The sequence below is a fragment of the Saccharopolyspora indica genome (genome assembly GCF_027853965.1).
Taxonomy (GTDB): domain Bacteria; phylum Actinomycetota; class Actinomycetes; order Mycobacteriales; family Pseudonocardiaceae; genus Saccharopolyspora; species Saccharopolyspora indica.
In genome coordinates, this window is the sequence record NZ_JAQGLB010000012.1 from 176,371 (window position 1) to 193,367 (window position 16,997).

A 16,997-nucleotide genomic window follows, 5' to 3' on the forward strand; every position below is an offset into this window, starting at 1 on the left:
ATGGCGTCGGCACCCGGGCGAAGGTGTCGCCAACACCACCGCGCACGTGCGATGACTTCGGCAAGATCGTGGGCGTGAGGCCCCGAGCTCGTGGGGCACCGGGAGGAGTGACGACGATGGATGTGCGTGCCGGAATGCGCGGGCTGGGAGCCCTGTTCCTCGCGTTGGTGACGGCATTCGCGGCTCTCGTCGCCCTGCCGCTGGTCGCGGTGACCTGCCTGCTCGTCGTGCTGGGCATCGGGATCTTCGTGCTTCCCGCCGCCGCGGCGGGCCTGCACCGCTGGACCGAGTGGGAGCGGCGCCGGGCCGGGCGATACCTGGGCGTCCAGGTCGACCCGATCCGCTCGGCCACCGGGTTCAAGCAGGTCATCCACTCGCCGGTGACCCGGCGGGACCTGCGCTGGCTGGTGGTGCACGCGCCGTTCGGCGTGCTCGTGGGGCTGCTCGGGCCGGTCGTGGTGGCAGGTTTGCCCGCGGCGCCGGTGTCGCTCGCGCTCTGGCCCTTCGTCCCCGACATCACGCTGCTCGGTGTGCACCCGTCCGGATGGGGTGCCGCGATCGGGCTCGCCGCCGGGCAGATCGCGCTGACAGGTGCGGTGTTCGTGTGGGGCGTGCCCCGGCTGGCGAGGGCGCAGGCGCGGGTCTCGTTGCGGTTGCTGACCCCGCCTCCAGCGGAGGCCGAGGCGCAGCGCCTCGCGGAGCGGGTCGACGAGCTCGCCGAGACCAGGGCCGGGGCGCTGGAAGCGCACGGCGCGGAACTGCGCCGCATCGAACGGGATCTCCACGACGGCACGCAGGCCCAGCTGGTCTCGATCGCGCTGCGGCTGGGGATCGCGGAGAAGACCGCCACCACCGACCCGGAGGCCGCGCTGCGGCTGGTGCGCGAGGCCCGCGGCGGTGCTGAGGAGGCGATGGCCGGACTGCGCGACGTCGTGCGGACGCTCTACCCGCCGATCCTCGCCGACCGCGGGCTGGCCGGGGCGGTGTCCGCGCTCGGCGCGCGTTGCGCGGTGACCACCGAGGTCGCCGTCGGCGAGCTCGGCGAGGTGCCCGCCGCGGTCGAGGCCGCCGCGTACTTCGTGGTCGCCGAATCGCTCACCAACGTCGCCAAGCACTCCGGCGCCGAGCGCGCCACGGTCGTGCTGACCAGGGAAGCCGGCGAACTTCGGGTCGAGGTCGGCGACGACGGCGCTGGCGGCGCGACGGAGGAAGGCGGCACCGGGCTGACCGGCATCCGGCAGCGGGTCGCCGCGCTCGACGGCCGCACCTCGGTGCGCAGCCCGGCGGGCGGCCCGACCCGGATCGAGGTGGTCCTGCCGTGCGGGTTCTGATCGTCGAGGACAACGTCATCCTCGCCGAGGGCCTGAAGTTGCTGCTGGCCGCGGCGGAGATCGAGGTGGCCGGGGTGCACACCGAAGCAGCGTCGTTCCTCGAAGCGGTGGTGGCGGATCCACCGGACATCGCGGTGGTGGACGTGCGGCTGCCGCCCTCGTTCCGCGACGAGGGCGTGCGGGCCGCGCTGCGCGCCCGCGAACTGCACCCCGGCCTGCCGGTGCTGCTTTTCTCGCAGTACGTCGAGGAGACCTACGCGCGCGAACTGCTCTCCGACGGCCGCGGCGCGGTGGGCTACCTGCTCAAGGACCGCGTGTCGCGGGTGGACGAGTTCGTCGACTCGCTGCGCCGGATCGCCGACGGCGCCACGGTGATGGATCCCGAGGTCGTGTCGCAGCTGATGACCCGCCGCCGCGACCCGCTGGCCGCGCTGACGCCCCGCGAGCGCGAGGTCCTCGCGCTGATGGCCGCCGGTTACGCCAACGGCGAGATCGCGCAGCGCCTGGTGGTCACCGAGCGCGCGGTGCTCAAGCACGTCGGCAACATCTTCGCCAAGCTGGACCTGCCGGTCGGCGATTCCGGGCACCGCCGGGTGCTCGCGGTGCTCGCGCACTTGGGCGGCTGACGGGGCCGATGCCGCTGTGGCATCGGTTACCTGGGACAATGGCCGCAGCTCACCGGTTCTGCTAGGAGGTCGCGGCGACGTGTCCGGTTCCGCAAGCAACAGCGCCCAGGGGCCTGTTCTCGTTGTCGACTACGGCGCCCAGTACGCGCAGCTGATCGCGCGTCGGGTGCGGGAGGCGCAGGTCTACTCCGAGGTCGTCCCGCACGACACCCCGGTGGAGGAGATCCAGCGCCGCAACCCCGCCGCCGTGGTCCTGTCCGGCGGCCCGTCCAGCGTGTACGCCGACGGCGCCCCCCAGGTCGACCCCGCGCTGTTCAGCGCGGGCGTCCCGGTCTTCGGCATCTGCTACGGCTTCCAGGCGATGACCTCGGCCCTCGGCGGCACGGTTGAGCACACCGGCGTCCGCGAGTACGGCCGCACCGAGCTGGAGGTCAGCGGCGACGGCGGCACGATGCACGCCGAGATGCCCGGGCACCACCCGGTGTGGATGAGCCACGGGGACTCGGTGAGCAAGGCCCCGGAGGGCTTCACCGTCACGGCGTCGACCAAGGACACCCCGGTCGCGGCGTTCGAGAGCGTCGAGCGGCAGCTCGCCGGCGTCCAGTACCACCCCGAGGTGGTGCACTCGCCGCACGGCCAGGAGGTGCTGCGCCGCTTCCTGCACGACATCGCCAAGGTCCGCCCGCAGTGGACCACCTCCTCCATCGTCGACGACACGGTCGCGGCGATCCGCGAGCAGATCGGCGACCGCCGCGCGATCTGCGCGCTGTCCGGCGGCGTGGACTCCGCGGTGGCCGCCGCGCTGGTGCAGCGCGCCATCGGCGACCAGCTGACCTGCGTGTTCGTCGACCACGGCCTGCTGCGCTCCGGTGAGCGCGCGCAGGTCGAGCGCGACTTCGTCGCGGCGACCGGCGTCCGGCTGGTCACCATCGACGCGGTGGACCGGTTCCTCGGCGCGCTGGCCGGCGTGACCGACCCGGAGGAGAAGCGCAAGATCATCGGCCGGGAGTTCATCCGGGTCTTCGAGCAGGCCGCCCGCGACCTGCAGACCGAGGCCGGCGAGGCCGGTGAGCAGATCGACTTCCTGGTGCAGGGCACCCTCTACCCGGACGTGGTCGAGTCCGGCGGCGGCTCCGGCGCGGCGAACATCAAGAGCCACCACAACGTCGGCGGCCTGCCCGACGACCTGCAGTTCGAGCTGGTCGAGCCGCTGCGCGCGCTGTTCAAGGACGAGGTGCGCCGGGTCGGCCTGGAGCTGGGCCTGCCCGAGACGATCGTGCACCGCCAGCCGTTCCCCGGCCCGGGCCTGGGCATCCGGATCATCGGCGAGGTCACCGCGGACCGCCTGGAGACGCTGCGCGCGGCGGACGCGATCGCCCGCGAGGAGCTGACCGCGGCGGGCCTGGACCGCGACATCTGGCAGTGCCCGGTGGTCCTGCTGGCCGACGTCCGCTCGGTCGGCGTCCAGGGCGACGGTCGCACCTACGGCCACCCGGTGGTCCTGCGCCCGGTCTCCAGCGAGGACGCGATGACGGCGGACTGGACCCGCCTGCCCTACGACGTCCTGGAGCGCATCTCCACCCGCATCACCAACGAGGTGGCCGAGGTCAACCGGGTGACCCTAGACGTGACCTCCAAGCCCCCGGGCACCATCGAGTGGGAGTGATCCCCCAACGCTGAAAGACGAAGGGCACCTTTCACCAACTATGTTGGCGAAAGGTGCCCTTCGCCGTTCAACGGGATCGCCGTCAACCGGCGTCGGGCTCCCAGCGCAGGAGGTCGCCGGGTTGGCATTCGAGCACTTCGCACAGCGCCGCGAGGGTGGTGAAGCGAACCGCCTTGGCACGACCGTTCTTGAGGACCGCCAGGTTCGCGGGCGTGATGTTCACTCGTTCCGCGAGCGTGCCCACCGACATCTTGCGCTTCGCCAGCATCACGTCGATGTCGACGATGATCGGCATCAGATGACCTCGTCCAGCTCGTCCTGGAGGTGCCGGGCCTCGGTTTCGCGAGCGATCGCTTGAGCCAGCAGGGTCCGCATCACGAGCACGAGCAGGGCGACTCCGGCGATCAGCACGCCCGCGCCGCCGATCAGCAGGACGATGCCCGGAGCGACGGCCTCGCCCGGGGCGAGGGCGCCGCCGAGGGCGAAGGTGAGGATCGACGCCGCTGCCACCGCACCGATCACGATGTCGACGTACCGGAAGGCGGCGGGGGAGAACACCGTCCCCCGGCGCACCATCGTCAGCAGCCGCCACACGCAGATCATGGTGACCTGGACGGTCGCGATGCCGAGCAGCACGAGGACCAGGACGGGAATGCGCACGGCGGACGGGAACTCGTCCGGGGTGAGGATCGCCATCGGCACCATCACCGCCTGGACGAACAGCGAGCCGGCGAGCCCGATCGTCAGCACCACGCGCAGCACGAGTACGGCCGCATTTCCCATCGGAACTCCTCGGATCGATTAACGATGGAAATCTATCGTTAATCGATAGCTCGGAGCAAGCTGCTGCTCGTGGTCTTGGGCACAAGGCCCGGTCAGGGCTTCGTCCGAGCAGCGCGAGGGGCCCCGGCCTGGATCGGCCGAGGCCCCTCGCGCGGTGCCATTCGCTCAGCTGAGTCCTGAGCGGCGGGTGCTCGTCACTGGTCGACGCGGACCCAGTCGATCAGGTAGCGGACCTCGCCGGTGGCGACCCTGTCCACCGTGGACTGCGGGAGGCCGAAGTACGGCTCCGTGACGCCGTTGACGCCGTTCGGGTAGCCGCCGCCGAGGGCGAAGTTCAGGATCAGGAACTGCGGGTCGTCGTAGGCCCAGGTCCAGCCCTTGCTCTGGATCTCCTCCTTCGTGACCCGGTAGGTCTCCGCGTCGTCGACGAAGAAGGCGATCCCGTCCGGCGTCCAGTCCGCGCGGTAGACGTGCCAGTCCGCCGGGTCCTTGCCCGCGAACTCCTGGCGCTTGGTGAACGGGGTGTCGCCGTGGTATTCGGGGCCGTGCAGCGCCGAGCTGGTCCAGGGCTCGCCGACGTGCTCCATCACGTCGATCTCACCGCAGTCCGGCCACGGCTTGCCGTTGTCGATGTTCGCGCCAAGCGACCACCACGCCGGCCACAGCCCGCTGGCGGTCGCGTTCTCCGGGAGCTTGAGGCGCGCCGAGTAGCTGCCGTAGGTGAACTCGACCTTGTCCTGGGTCTTGACCCGGCCGGAGATGAAGTCGTAGGTCTGCCCGTCCGGGGCTTGCGTGCCCGGCTTGTACCGGGGGTGCAGCGCGAGCGCGCCGTTCTCCGCCCCGGTCGACGGGTCCTTCTCCACGTAGATCGTCTCGGGTGAGTCGACGTAGGCCTGCTGCTCCTGGTTGACCGTGCCGAAGTTCTCGCCGGTGACCTCGACCGTCCACTTGGAGCGGTCCAGCTCGGTGCCGGAGAAGTCGTCGAAGAACACCTCGGCGCGGGGCGCGGCGCTGGCCTGCACCAGCGGCACCGCCGTCAGCACCGCTAGCGCGGCGGCGGTCGCGAGCAACTTGTTCCGGGCCATCACCGCTCCTTCGGGGAGAACCGCTTCTTGAGCGATCGAGTATTCCGGTGCGGCCCACCGGTGGGGCGGATTGGCGAGTTCTGGACTAGCTGCGGGTGCGCAGGGAGACGACCAGCATGACGACGCCGATCGTCACGGCGGCCAGCGCCAGCAGCCACTGCAGCTGATCGCCCAGGCCGACCAGCACGCTGCCCGCGATGGCGACGGTGATCAGACCGCTCACCAGGGCGACCAGGTCCGGGCCGCCGCGCTGGCGGCGGGAGGGGTTTCGCTCGTCAGCCACGGGTGACCTCCACGCTTCCCATGCCGACCTGCAGGTCGAGGTTCAACCGGCCGCCACCGGGGCCGTCGGCGCCCAGGTCCGTCGCCGTCTGGTCCGCGCTGCCGCCGCTGGCCACCGAGTGCAGGCACTGCACGTCGCCCAGCTCCGACTTGCACCGCGCGGTGATGTCCACGTTCTCGGGCAGCTGCACGAGGATGTCGCCGACCCCGACGCTGGCCGAGGTGGTGACCTCCTCGTCGTCGGCGATCTCCATGCCCCGCAGGTCCAGCGTGATCGTCCCGGCGGACAGCTGGTAGTCGGAGGCCAGCTCGCCTGCCGTATCGGGGTGCACCTCGTGCTCGCCGATCTCGCCGCTGTAGGTGTCCACCGGCATCATCGCGGCGATCATCGCCGCGGCCGCCAGCGGAACCGCCGCGGCGATCAGCCCGCGGCCGCCGCGCAGGAAGGAACCGAGGATCAGCCCCAGCCCGATCGTGCCGAGCGCGAAGGTCAGCGAGATGTGCAGCGGGGCGCCCAGCGCGCTGGTCAGGCCACCGGCGAACGCCGCCAGCAGCAGCGTCCCCCAGGTGATCCAGCGCCGCTTCGGCTGCTCCGGTTCCGGCTGCTCGGGCTCGCTCGGTTCCGGGAGGTCCCAGGCGAACGGCGCGACACCGAGCGGATCCCACGCGGGGGGCGACTTCTGCTCGGCCGCCGCGGTCTGCTCGGCGCCGGGGTAGACCCAGGTGTTCTCGCCCGCCTGCGTCGCCTCGGGCACCGGCGCCGCGGTGCCCGGTGCCGTGGCGCCCGGTGCCGCCGTGGCCGGCGCCGTGGCGGCAAGCACCGCGTTGCGGTCCCCGTAGGTGCGGTGGATCAGGTAGAACGCACCCAGCCCCACCGCGAGCCCGATGATCGCCGGTGAGCTGATCAGCCAGAGCACGCTGGGGAGCAGCAGCAGCACCAGGATCACCGCGAGGGTGCCCGAGGTCGGTTCCGGCCTCGGCTTGGCCATGCCGGGGACCGGTTCGCTCTCCTTCGGGAACAGCAACCAGCCCAGCAGGTAGAGCACGACGCCCGCGCCGCCGTAGATGGCCGCCAGGATGAACGCCACCCGGACCAGGATGGGATCGATGCCGTACCGGAGGCCGATCGCCGCGGAGACGCCACCGACCTTGCCGCCGGAACGCGGCCGGACCGGGCGGGTCGCCCAGAAGTCCCGCATGGTGTCCTCGAACGCCGCAGCTCCGGCGCGCTTCGTCGTGCTCATGCCCACCACTATCGGTCCTCGCCGAACCCCGGAGCATCAGGGACGCCCCTGATCCGGCCCGGAATGTCAGGGACGGTCCCTGATGCTCGTGCACGCGCGGGCGTGTGACCATCGACGTCGTGAGAGACCAGCTGAACCAGCAGCGCACCGCCGAGGCCGACACCGGGCCGGGAGCTGCCACGAAGCCGATGGCGCAGCAGCGCCCGCGGAGCGTGGAGCAGCTGCGCAGGCGCCGCAGCGGACGTCTGGTCGCCGGGGTCGCCAGCGGAGTCGCCGAACACCTCGGGGTGCCGGTGCTGTGGGTGCGCGGCGGGTTCGCCGTGCTCGCCGTGTGCGGCGGGGCGGGCATCCTGGCCTATTCGCTGCTGTGGGTGTTCGTGCCGCAGTCCGTCGGCGCGGAGAAACCGGTCACGACCCGGGAGCGGCAGCAGGGCTTCGGCGTGATCCTGCTCTGCCTCGGCGCGATGGTCGCCGTCGGCGGGCTGATCTCGATGCCGCCCTGGCTGGGCGCGCCGCTGGTGGTGGTGCTGATCGGTGCCGCCGTGGTGTGGCGGGAGGCCGACGAGTCGCAGCGCCGCCGCTGGCGGCAGGGCGCGCGGACCAACGTGGTCGGCGCGCTGCTCGGCGGCGGCGGCCGGAAGGCCATGGTCCGCGTGCTCGCCGGTGCGGCGCTGGTCGTGGTGGGCATCGTGGCGGTGCTGGCCGGTTCGGCCTCGATGGACGAGGTGCGCTTCGCGCTGCTCGCGGTGGGCGCGACGCTGGTCGGCGTCGCGGTCCTGACCGTGCCGTGGTGGGTGCGGCTGGTGCGGGACCTCAACATCGAGCGGGCCAGCCGGATCCGCTCCCAGGAACGCGCCGAGATCGCCGCGCACCTGCACGACTCGGTGCTGCAGACGCTGGCGCTGATCCAGAAGCAGGCCGAGTCCGAGCGCGAGGTGCGGCGGCTGGCCCGCGGGCAGGAGCGCGAGCTGCGGAACTGGCTGTACGGCCCGGACGGCTACGGCTCGCAGCGGCAGGCCGTCGACGACGCGCCCGCGACCACGTTCTCCGCCGAGCTGACCCGGATCTGCGGCGAGGTCGAGGACAGCTTCGCGATCAAGGTCCAGCAGGTGGTGGTCGGCGACTGCGACGTGGACGAGCGGTTGTCCGCGCAGCTCGCCGCCGCCCGGGAAGCGGTCGTCAACGCCGCCAAGCACGCCCAGGTCGCCGAGGTGAGCGTGTACGCGGAGGTGGAGGCCGCGCAGGTCTCGGTGTTCGTCCGCGACCGCGGTGCCGGGTTCGACCCGGCCAGCGTGCCCGCCGACCGGCACGGGCTGGCCGACTCGATCCGCGGCCGCATGCAGCGGCACGGCGGGAAGGTCAAGGTGCGCACCTCGCCGGGCGAGGGCACCGAGGTGCAGATGGAAATGCCGAGGGCGGCGTGAACTGGCGTACCCTGCGGACGAGCCCAGCGATGGAGGATGTTGATCGTGACCGGTGAAGACACCACCGCCCCGCACCAGGTCCGGGTGTTCCTGGTCGACGACCACGCGCTGTTCCGCACCGGGGTGCGCGCGGAGCTGGCCGCCGCCGAGCAGGTCGAGGTGATCGGCGAGGCCGGGTCGGTGGCCGAGGCGGTCGCCGGCATCGCGCACTTCAAGCCCGAGGTGGTCCTGCTCGACGTGCACATGCCCGACGGCGGCGGTGCCGAGGTGCTGCGGCAGGTGCGCGGGCAGCAGCCGGACGTGGTGTTCCTGGCGCTGTCGGTCTCCGACGCCGCCGAGGACGTGATAGCGGTGATCCGCGGCGGCGCCCGCGGCTACGTCACCAAGACCATCTCCGGGCGGGAGCTCGCCGACGCGATCGTGCGGGTGCGCGCCGGGGACGCGGTGTTCTCGCCGCGGCTGGCGGGATTCGTGCTGGACGCCTTCTCCGAGGGGCCGAACTCGGCTCCCGTCGGCGACCCCGAGCTGGACCTGCTCACGCCGCGCGAGCGCGAGGTGCTGCGGCTGCTGGCGCGCGGGTACGCGTACAAGGAGATCGCCTCCGAGCTGTTCATCTCCGTCAAGACGGTGGAGACGCACGTGTCCAGCGTCCTGCGCAAGACCCAGCTGTCCAACCGCTACGAGCTGTCCCGCTGGGCCTCCGACCGCCGCCTGGTGTGAACCCGGCTGCCCGAAAGTCCTGATGTCCTGCCCTTTCCGCCTCGCCTTCGAGCGGCGGCCAACTCCGGGACCACCGGGGACGTCTTCCCGTTGAGCTGATCGAGCAGACGGGGAGACGCAACGGATGAGACGAACAGCAGTCACCTTGGTCGCCGCGGCCGGGTTGATCGCGGGACCGGTCGGGCAGGCGGCAGCGGCCGGGAGCTGGACCGAGGAACCGGTTCCCACCTCGCCCGACTCCGGCATGCTGACGAGCGCGGGCAGCGCGGCGGGGGAGTCCTGGGCCTTCGGCTTCATCAGCGAGACCTCCCCGGACGCCACCAGCGCGGTCTACCGCAAGGGCGAGCAGGGCTGGCAGCAGGTGCCGATCGAGAACATCGGCGAGCTGGTGGACGGCGCGGTGCTCGCGCCCGACGACATCTGGACGATCGGGATCCCGACCAAGACCAAGCCGGGTGGCGTGGCGCACTGGGACGGGCAGGGGTGGACGCGGGTCGACCTGGCCGGGCCGCCCGGTGCCCCGCCGCAGGCGCTGGCGCTGAAGGCGTTCGCCCCGGACGACGTCTGGACGGTCGGCGGAGCCGGGCGCGGCATCGCGCAGCACTGGGACGGCCAGGCGTGGACCGACGTCCCGGTCCCGGACCTCGCCGAGCACGACTACGAGGCCTGGAAGCTGATGGACGTCGACGGCGTGGCCTCCGACGACCTCTGGTCCGTCGGCTACAGCGACTGGCCCACCGGCAACCGCACCATCGCCCTGCACTGGGACGGCAGCGCGTGGACGGAGATGCCGGTTCCGGACGCCAACGAGGACCCCGCGGTGCGCGAGGTGCTCGACAACGTCCTCGCCCTGGCCCCGAACGACGTGTGGGTCGGCGGCTACAGCAGCGTGCAGGGCGATGAGGTGCCCTTCACGGCGCACTGGGACGGCCAGGCCTGGAAGGTCTTCGACCTCGGCGGGACGGGCACCATCACCCAGCTCCTCCAGGTCGGCGACCAGGTCCAGCTGTTCGGGGTGGTCGGGTCCGACGCGTCCTTCCGGCGAGGTTGGGACGGCACCGGATGGCAGGAACTGCCCGCGCCGCCCGCGGTCCGCGTGCACGGCGCGACCGTCCAGGACGACGGCACCGTTCTCGGCGTCGGCAACGGCCCTGGCGAAGGCACCGCGTTCGAGCCCTACACGGCGACCTACCGCGAGTGAGCGCCTGACGAGCCCGGCCCGGCGTTCCCTGAGGAGCGCCGGGCCGGCTGTCACTTCATCGGGTGGTTGGTGGCCAGCTCGGCGTAGATCTGCGAACCGCGCATCAGGGCGAGGTGGATCCGGGCCCAGCCCTTCGGCGGTTCGATCGGCGGGAGATCTTCGGCGCTGGTGCGCAACTCGGTTCGGTTGTCCTCCGACATTCTCTTCTCCTCCGCAGCAGTGGTGGTTCCGGGCGACGGCGAGCGACGGGTCAGCAGCACGCCGACCAGCACGACCGCCATGCCCAGCAGGATTCGCAGCCCCAGCTCCTCGCCGAGCAGCAGCCAGCCGAGCAGGACCGAGACGATCGGCATCAGGTAGGCCACCGTCGAGGCGGTGGTGGCGCCCTCATCGCTGATGATCCGGTAGTTCAGCGCGAACGCGATGCCCGTGCCGAAGACGCCCAGCACGGCGGCCGAGACCAGCGCCAGCAGGTCCCAGTGCACCGGCCGCAGCCCGTCCAGCGGCAGCGCCACGACGGCGTACCCGGTGGCGGCGATCATCTGCATCGTGGCCAGCACCAGCGGCGGCTGACCGTGCGCGCCGGTCAGCTTCCGTCCGATGTAGACGTACCCGATGCCGTAGCTGACCGCCGCGCCCAGGCAGGCGAGCACGCCCCAGCTCAGCAGGCTGGTGCCCTGCCACGGCGCGAAGATCAGCAGCACGCCGAGGAAGCCCAGCAGCAGCCCGGCGATCCGGGCCGGTGGCAGCGCCTCGCGACCGGCCAGCAAGCCGAACAGCACGGTCCACAGTGGAGTGGTCGCGTTGAGGACCCCGGTCAGCCCGGAGTCGACGGTCTGCTCGCCGATGCCGAACAGCACCCACGGCAGGGCGCTGGCGAACAGCGCGGCGACGCCGACGTGCCGCCAGAGCGTGCGATCGCGGCTGACCTGCAACCCGCGGACCGCGCACAGCACCAGCAGCACCAGCGCGCCGAGCACGATGCGCACCAGCGCGATCTGCGTGGGCGCGAGCGCCGCCAGGGCCAGCTTGATCAGCAGGAAGCTGGAGCCCCACAGCAGCGCCAGCGCGCCGAGCCGGAAGTAGTTCGTCGGGTTGTTCATGGCCTCTCCGGGTTCGCGGAAACCCCGTGCGCGGGGCGTCGGGTTCGCCGGGACAGTAGGTCGCGATTCCTTCGGCGCTCGCCGAATCGTTCGCTCGCCCTCAACGGTGCACCCAACCGCGCGTTAGAACAAGTGAATTAAAATCAACAAACCTTTCAGATCTGCTGTAGTGTCGGCGGCATGTTGGACGTACGCCGCATGCAGGTCCTGCGCGCCGTGGTCACCAGCGGCTCGGTCAGCGCCGCCGCGACCAACCTCGGCTACACCCCGTCGGCGATCAGCCAGCAGCTCGCCACGCTGGAGCGCGAAGCCGGCACCCCGCTGCTGGAGAAGGTCGGCCGCGGGCTCAAGCCGACCCCGGCCGGGGTGCTGCTGGCCGAGCGGGCCGGGCAGATCGCCGAGCTGCTCAGCAGCGCGGAGGTCGAGCTGGCCGACATCCGCGCCGGGCGCACCGGTCTGCTCCGGATGCGGTTCTTCCACACCGCGTCGGTCGGCCTGGTCCCGGCCGCGGTCGCCAAGTTCCGCGCCGAGCACCCGGAGGTGCAGCTGGACCTCCAGCTGCAGGACGCGGGCCTGCTCGACGACCTGGCCGCGGGGGAGTCGGACGTGGCGATCGTGGTGGCCGGCGACCAGGAGCCCGAGCGGCGCGGCGTGCGGTTCGCGCACCTCACCGACGACCCCTACCGGGTGGTGCTGCCGAAGGGCCACCCGATGGCGGACCAGGAGTGCATCGACCTGGCGCAGCTGGCCGCCGAACCGTGGGTCAACAGCGCGGTGAACACCGGTGACATCTGCGGCGTGCTGCTCGAAGAGGCCTACGCCAGCGCCGGTTTCACGCCGAAGGTCGCGCTGGAGGCCGACGGGAGCTACTCCGCGCAGGGGTTCGTCGCCGCCGGGCTGGGCGTGTCGCTCGTGCCGCGCCTGGGCCTGGACGTGGTGCACCCGGGCGTCGTCATCCGCGCGGTCCGCCGCCCGGAGCCCGTCCGGCACCTCTACGCGGCGGTTCGCGCCGCCGTCGCCGACCTCCCGGTCACCAAGTCCCTGCTGGCCACCCTGCGCGAAGCCGCGAGCTGACGGTCAGACCCGCTTGTCGGTGTTGATCAGCGGCTGGCCGCTCTGCGTGGTGACCATGCCCAGCGAGTGCTGCTCGGTGAGCTTCTTGCCGTCCTTGGTGAACTGCAGCGTCACGAACACGCTGGTCCCGGACCGCACCGGCTTGCCGATGATCTGCACCGCGTCGATGGTCTTCCAGAACGCCTCGTAGCTGTCCTTGCCCTGCTCCTGCAGCTTCGGGCCGAGCAGCTTCCACGCCTGGTCCACCTTCTTGGGCACCAGCGAGTAGTACTTGGTCACCACCTCGACGATCTCCTCATCGGACGGCTGCTTCGCAGCGGTCGTCGTCGGAGCAGCGGTCGTCGTCCTGGTCGCCGAGGTGGTGGGCGCGGCGGAGGTGGTCGTGGCCGAGGCGGGCGTCGTCGGCGCGACCTCGGTGGGCGGCGTGGACGGCGTGGGCGGAGCCTGCTGCCCCTGCTCGGAGCCGTCGCCGAAGGCGCTCGCGGCGAGCACGCCCACGAGCACCGCGACGATGATCGCCACCACCCACAGCGCCGCCTGCTTGTAGCCGCGCCGGGGCGCGGCCGCGGCGGCCGGGACCGCGCCGCCGACCATCGTCGGCGGGTTCGCCGAGGTCGGCGGACCCACGCGGGTGCCTGCCGCCTGGGCGTGCGGCGCCGCGGGGCGCTGCCAGCCCGCGCTCGGCGAGGCGGTCGGGATCGGACGGCCGTCGAGCACCGCCTGCAGCAGGTCCCGGGCCTGGGCCATGGTCGGCCGGTCCACCGGATCCGGCAGCAGCATCTGCATCAGCACCGGCGTCATGGGCCCGGCCTGGCGCGGCGGGTCGAACTGACCGCGCGCCACCCGGTGCAGCAGGCTGATCGCGTTCTCGTCGGTGCCGAACGGCGGGCCGCCCTCGATCGCCGCGTACAGCGTCGAACCCAGCGAGAAGACGTCCGAGGCCGGAGCCGGATCGCGGCCCAGCGCCACCTCCGGCGCCAGGTACGCGGGGGTGCCCGCCAGGATGCCGCTCTTGGTGACCGCGACGTCCCCGATCGCCCGGGAGATGCCGAAGTCGGTGATCTTGGCGATGTCGTTGTCGCCGAGCAGGACGTTGCCCGGCTTGAGGTCGCGGTGCACGATGCCCGCCATGTGCGCGGCGGCCAGCGCGCCGGACACCTGCACGCCGATCCGGGCCACCTGCAGCGGCGGCAGGACGCCCTGCTCGTCGATGACCGACGCCAGGCTCCGCGACGGCAGGTACTCCATGACCAGCACCGGCTGGCCCTCGTCCTCGGCGACGTCGAACACGACGATCGCGTTCTGGTGCTGCAAACGGGCGGCGATGCGGCCCTCGCGCATCGACCGCTGACGGGCTTCTTCAGTCTCTTCGGGGGTGTAGCCGGGCTGCAGCAACAGCTGCTTCACCGCTACTGTGCGGTGCAGACGCTCATCGACGGCTTGCCACACCACTCCCATGGCGCCGCTGCCGATCTTCTGCTGCAAGCGGTACCGGCCTGCGATCAAACGACCTTCGGCGCTCACCGGTTCTCCTGGTACTGGCTCTGCTGCCTGATCTGCCTATTCCGAATTGCGGACTGACCGGACCCCCGTGGCCAGCTTCACCCAACGGGGTGCAACGTTACTGGGCACCGCGCACACCGGTACACACCGGGGCGACCAACGACACCGGCCGGGGCGCCCACCTCGCGGTGCGCGCCCCGGCCGGTGCGGTCGTTGCCGGACTAGTTCTCCGAACCCGAGTCGGAACCCGACGTCGGCGGCGAAGTCGGCTCCTCCTCGTCCGAGGTCGGAGGCTTCTCACTGGTCGTCGGCTTGGCCGACGTCGTCGGCTTGGCGCTCGTCGTCGGCTTGGCCGAGGTGGTCGGAGTCTCCTCCTCCGACGTCCGGGTCTGCCGCGTGCTGGGCGGAGCCTCCTCGCTGGTCGTCTCCTCGACCGGCGGCGGCATCGGAGCGATCTCGCTGGTCGGCGTGGTGGTGCCCGTCGGCGCCGGCTTCTCCCCGTTCATCAGCGCGGAGGTCACCAGCACCGCGATCACGGCGACCGCGACCAGCGCGATGCCCGAGATCACCACCGGCCGCTTGCTCTTGCGCGGCTTCTCGTAGATCGCCGCGTCACCGCGGGTGTCGGCGCCCATGTACGAGGTGGCGTCCTCGTACGGCCGCTCCGAGTACGGGTCGTCCTCGTAGTAGGCGACCGCGGTGCCGTCCTGGCCGACGACGCTGGTCGGCTGGTCGGGACCGGGCTCCGGCGCCAGCGCGGGCGGGATCGGCGCGGCCACGGTCGGGATCGAGCTCGCCGACCCGCCGTCGGCCACCGCCTGCACCATCTCGCGGACCTGCGCCATGTCCGGCCGGTCCTCGACGCGGTTGGCCATCATCGCCATCAGCGGGTGGGTCATCGGCCCGGCCTGCTGCGGCGGTTCGACCCGGCCCGCGGCCACCGCGTGCAGCAGCGCGAGGGTGTTCTCGTTCAGGCCGAACGGCGGGTGGCCCTCGATCGCGGCGTACAGCGTCGCCCCGAGCGAGAAGACGTCGGAGGCGGGCGTCGGCTCCTGGCCCATCGCCACGTCCGGCGACAGGTAGGCGGGCGTGCCCGCCAGCATGCCGGTCTTGGTGACCTGCACGTCGCCCTGCGCCCGCGAGATGCCGAAGTCGGTGATCTTCACGTCACCGTTGTCGCCGAGCAGGATGTTGCCCGGCTTGATGTCGCGGTGCACCACTCCGGCCGCGTGCGCGGCTCCCAGCGCCGAGGCGACCTGCGCACCGATCCGCGCCACCTCGCGAGGCGGCAGCGGCCCGTGCTCGGACATCATCGCCGCGAGGCTCGTGGAGGGCAGGTACTCCATGACCAGGACCGGCTGACCCTCGTCCTCGGCCACGTCGTAGACCGAGATGGCGTTCGGGTGCTGGAGTCGGGCCGCGATCCGGCCTTCCCGCATAGCCCGCTGCCGCGCTTCCTCGGCCTCACCCGGATCCAATCCGGGCTGCAGGAGCAACTGCTTGACCGCGACCGTGCGGTGCAGGCGTTCGTCCACACACTCCCACACCACGCCCATCGCGCCACTGCCGATGCGTCGCTGCACTCGGTAGCGTCCGGCGACCAGGCGACCTTCGTCGCTCACCGACGTCTCCCCGTACTGCTATCGATGCCCAGCGGGATCTGCGAGCATCCGGGATGATGATCCCGGGCAACGCGCCCCCACCGGACATCAGCGGATTTGGCGGACCGGCTCCGGTCCTCCGACATGTACACGTTCTCAGCGCGGGCCGGGTTGGCCGGATGGGCCGGTGACCGAACCGCGCTACGGGAGCCTAGCCGACGCCGAATCGGCGTAGGTCCGAACTGGAAAAGATCTGCGCAACCTTTCCCGACGTTACTCCGCGGCATCACGGCAGTCGCCCGATCGGGTCGCTTCTCACAGCCGTTTGCGCAGGTGATGTTGGTATTGGCGGGTCCGGAAGACCACCCGTTGCGGGGACCGAACCGGTTGCGCCCGGCAACGATATCCGCGTTGCCCGGTACGCCCCGGTCCGCACTGCGGGATTCCGGCGGCTCCGGTCGTTGCCGCATTGTTGTCTCCAGAGGTGCGGGCCGGTCACTCAGCGCGACACCGTGTGCCTGGCCCCGAGCAGCTCGGCGCCGGTGATCTTCGGGTTGGAGTCCGACTCGACGGTCAGCCGCTGCTGCAGCCGCACCCGGTCGCCGGCCGGGTACCGCACCTCGACCTCGGCCAGCACCGCCCCGCCCGGCTCGATGCGGATCTTGCTCTCGTCCACCACCACCGATTCGGCGGCCCGCCACGCCCGCACCACCGAGGTCTGCTGCCCGGCGACGAGTTCCGGGGCGACCATCGACATCGCGCCGCCGGCATCGCCGACCAGGCGGCGGTAGAACTCCGCGACCACCTTGCGCGCCGACTTCGCGCTGCCCGCCGCCGGGTTGGCGGCCATCGGCTGCGGAGCTTCCGACCGCTCGACGGTGGTGTCGCCCGTCGCGGTGCTGGCGAAGCCGCCGTTGCCCGCGAACGGCCAGCGCGCGTCCCGCACCAGGTCCGGCCGGAGCGCGAGTCCGCCGGTGATCGGCGCGGCGGCGGCCGGGCGGGGCGCGTCGGCGGGGTGCGCGACGATCGTCGCGGTGGCGGCGGTCGCGCCCAGCAACAGCAGCACGCCCGCCGTTCCGAAGGCGATCCGGCGGATCGGGGGCAGGACGTCGGCCGCGTCGTCGTTCTGCAGGAGCTCGTCGGCGAGCCGCTCGTGCTTGAGCGAGATGGGGGTGCGGCGCATCAGCTCGGCGACGCTGATCGAGTCCGGGCCGTGCTGGTCGCGCCGGCGACCGGACGAAGGAGTCTCCACGCCGTGAACACGTACCCCGGCGCACCCCCGGGCCGGAAGGGGTTCTGCCGAGTTCACCGGAAGGGGCCGCGTGCTGTCCCCGAACGGAGCAATGGCGAGCAC

General features: G+C 71.9%; 16 protein-coding genes. 7 read left to right on the top strand and 9 right to left on the bottom strand.

Annotation, left to right across the window (positions count from 1 at the left end; genetic code table 11):
* Positions 1–116: 116 nt before the first annotated feature.
* From OU416_RS25200 to guaA, 3 genes are all read left to right on the top strand, one after another.
* Complete coding sequence (locus OU416_RS25200; RefSeq protein ID WP_270929484.1) at positions 117–1,331, top strand: sensor histidine kinase; 1,215 nt, start codon at positions 117–119, stop codon at positions 1,329–1,331.
* Complete coding sequence (locus OU416_RS25205; RefSeq protein WP_270929485.1) at positions 1,319–1,957, top strand: response regulator; 639 nt, start codon at positions 1,319–1,321, stop codon at positions 1,955–1,957. Before OU416_RS25200 ends, OU416_RS25205 begins: the two co-directional genes overlap by 13 nt.
* Positions 1,958–2,036: 79 nt before the next feature.
* Positions 2,037–3,623, top strand: a complete 1,587-nt coding sequence (gene guaA, locus OU416_RS25210) for a glutamine-hydrolyzing GMP synthase (protein WP_270929486.1) — start codon at positions 2,037–2,039, stop codon at positions 3,621–3,623.
* 82 nt (positions 3,624–3,705) lie between these two features.
* On the opposite strand, the gene OU416_RS25215 is transcribed toward guaA, so the two are convergent.
* From OU416_RS25215 to OU416_RS25235, 5 genes are all read right to left on the bottom strand, one after another.
* Positions 3,706–3,918 carry a helix-turn-helix domain-containing protein gene (locus OU416_RS25215; RefSeq protein WP_270929487.1) on the bottom strand — a complete coding sequence of 71 codons (213 nt, stop codon included), beginning with the start codon at positions 3,916–3,918 and terminating at the stop codon, positions 3,706–3,708.
* Positions 3,918–4,406 (bottom strand): DUF2975 domain-containing protein, encoded by a 489-nt coding sequence (locus OU416_RS25220; protein WP_270929488.1) that lies wholly within the window; start codon positions 4,404–4,406, stop codon positions 3,918–3,920. Before OU416_RS25220 ends, OU416_RS25215 begins: the two co-directional genes overlap by 1 nt.
* Before the next feature lie 194 nt (positions 4,407–4,600).
* Positions 4,601–5,491 carry a glycoside hydrolase family 16 protein gene (locus tag OU416_RS25225; protein ID WP_270929489.1) on the bottom strand — a complete coding sequence of 297 codons (891 nt, stop codon included), beginning with the start codon at positions 5,489–5,491 and terminating at the stop codon, positions 4,601–4,603.
* 85 nt (positions 5,492–5,576) lie between these two features.
* A complete protein-coding gene (locus tag OU416_RS25230; RefSeq protein ID WP_270929490.1) occupies positions 5,577–5,774 on the bottom strand; it encodes a hypothetical protein in 198 nt (65 codons plus the stop codon).
* Positions 5,767–7,017 (bottom strand): PspC domain-containing protein, encoded by a 1,251-nt coding sequence (locus OU416_RS25235; RefSeq protein WP_270929491.1) that lies wholly within the window; start codon positions 7,015–7,017, stop codon positions 5,767–5,769. The genes OU416_RS25230 and OU416_RS25235 overlap by 8 nt, the downstream gene beginning before the upstream one ends.
* Positions 7,018–7,127: 110 nt before the next feature.
* On the opposite strand from OU416_RS25235, the gene OU416_RS25240 reads away from it, so the two are divergent.
* The 3 genes from OU416_RS25240 to OU416_RS25250 all read left to right on the top strand — a co-directional run bounded on the left by OU416_RS25240 (position 7,128) and on the right by OU416_RS25250 (position 10,362).
* Positions 7,128–8,441 (top strand): ATP-binding protein, encoded by a 1,314-nt coding sequence (locus OU416_RS25240; protein ID WP_372907266.1) that lies wholly within the window; start codon positions 7,128–7,130, stop codon positions 8,439–8,441.
* Positions 8,442–8,477: 36 nt separating this feature from the next.
* Positions 8,478–9,161 carry a response regulator gene (locus OU416_RS25245; protein WP_093155071.1) on the top strand — a complete coding sequence of 228 codons (684 nt, stop codon included), beginning with the start codon at positions 8,478–8,480 and terminating at the stop codon, positions 9,159–9,161.
* Positions 9,162–9,285: 124 nt separating this feature from the next.
* Positions 9,286–10,362 (top strand): hypothetical protein, encoded by a 1,077-nt coding sequence (locus OU416_RS25250; protein ID WP_270929492.1) that lies wholly within the window; start codon positions 9,286–9,288, stop codon positions 10,360–10,362.
* 50 nt (positions 10,363–10,412) lie between these two features.
* On the opposite strand, the gene OU416_RS25255 is transcribed toward OU416_RS25250, so the two are convergent.
* Positions 10,413–11,465, bottom strand: coding sequence for a DMT family transporter (locus OU416_RS25255; protein ID WP_270929493.1), 1,053 nt, complete (start codon positions 11,463–11,465; stop codon positions 10,413–10,415).
* 180 nt (positions 11,466–11,645) lie between these two features.
* Here OU416_RS25255 and OU416_RS25260 point away from each other — a divergent pair, with 180 nt between their 5' ends.
* Positions 11,646–12,539, top strand: a complete 894-nt coding sequence (locus tag OU416_RS25260; RefSeq protein WP_270929494.1) for a LysR family transcriptional regulator — start codon at positions 11,646–11,648, stop codon at positions 12,537–12,539.
* Positions 12,540–12,542: 3 nt separating this feature from the next.
* On the opposite strand, the gene OU416_RS25265 is transcribed toward OU416_RS25260, so the two are convergent.
* From OU416_RS25265 to OU416_RS25275, 3 genes are all read right to left on the bottom strand, one after another.
* Positions 12,543–14,063, bottom strand: a complete 1,521-nt coding sequence (locus OU416_RS25265; RefSeq protein ID WP_270929495.1) for a serine/threonine-protein kinase — start codon at positions 14,061–14,063, stop codon at positions 12,543–12,545.
* A 200-nt stretch (positions 14,064–14,263) separates the two neighbouring features.
* On the bottom strand, positions 14,264–15,664 hold the full coding sequence (locus OU416_RS25270) for a serine/threonine-protein kinase (RefSeq protein WP_270929496.1): 1,401 nt from the start codon (positions 15,662–15,664) through the stop codon (positions 14,264–14,266).
* 478 nt (positions 15,665–16,142) lie between these two features.
* Positions 16,143–16,895: a hypothetical protein gene (locus OU416_RS25275; protein ID WP_270929497.1), complete on the bottom strand. Its 753-nt coding sequence runs from the start codon at positions 16,893–16,895 to the stop codon at positions 16,143–16,145.
* Positions 16,896–16,997: the final 102 nt, after the last annotated feature.

Coding starts and splice junctions, on each gene's coding strand:
- OU416_RS25225 (WP_270929489.1), bottom strand. CDS start 5,491: ATGGCCCGGAACAAGTTGCTCGCGACCGCCGCCGCGCTAGCGGTGCTG.
- OU416_RS25215 (WP_270929487.1), bottom strand. CDS start 3,918: ATGCCGATCATCGTCGACATCGACGTGATGCTGGCGAAGCGCAAGATG.
- OU416_RS25250 (WP_270929492.1), top strand. CDS start 9,286: ATGAGACGAACAGCAGTCACCTTGGTCGCCGCGGCCGGGTTGATCGCG.
- OU416_RS25255 (WP_270929493.1), bottom strand. CDS start 11,465: ATGAACAACCCGACGAACTACTTCCGGCTCGGCGCGCTGGCGCTGCTG.
- OU416_RS25245 (WP_093155071.1), top strand. CDS start 8,478: ATGTTGATCGTGACCGGTGAAGACACCACCGCCCCGCACCAGGTCCGG.
- OU416_RS25200 (WP_270929484.1), top strand. CDS start 117: ATGGATGTGCGTGCCGGAATGCGCGGGCTGGGAGCCCTGTTCCTCGCG.
- OU416_RS25235 (WP_270929491.1), bottom strand. CDS start 7,017: ATGAGCACGACGAAGCGCGCCGGAGCTGCGGCGTTCGAGGACACCATG.
- OU416_RS25260 (WP_270929494.1), top strand. CDS start 11,646: ATGTTGGACGTACGCCGCATGCAGGTCCTGCGCGCCGTGGTCACCAGC.
- OU416_RS25220 (WP_270929488.1), bottom strand. CDS start 4,406: ATGGGAAATGCGGCCGTACTCGTGCTGCGCGTGGTGCTGACGATCGGG.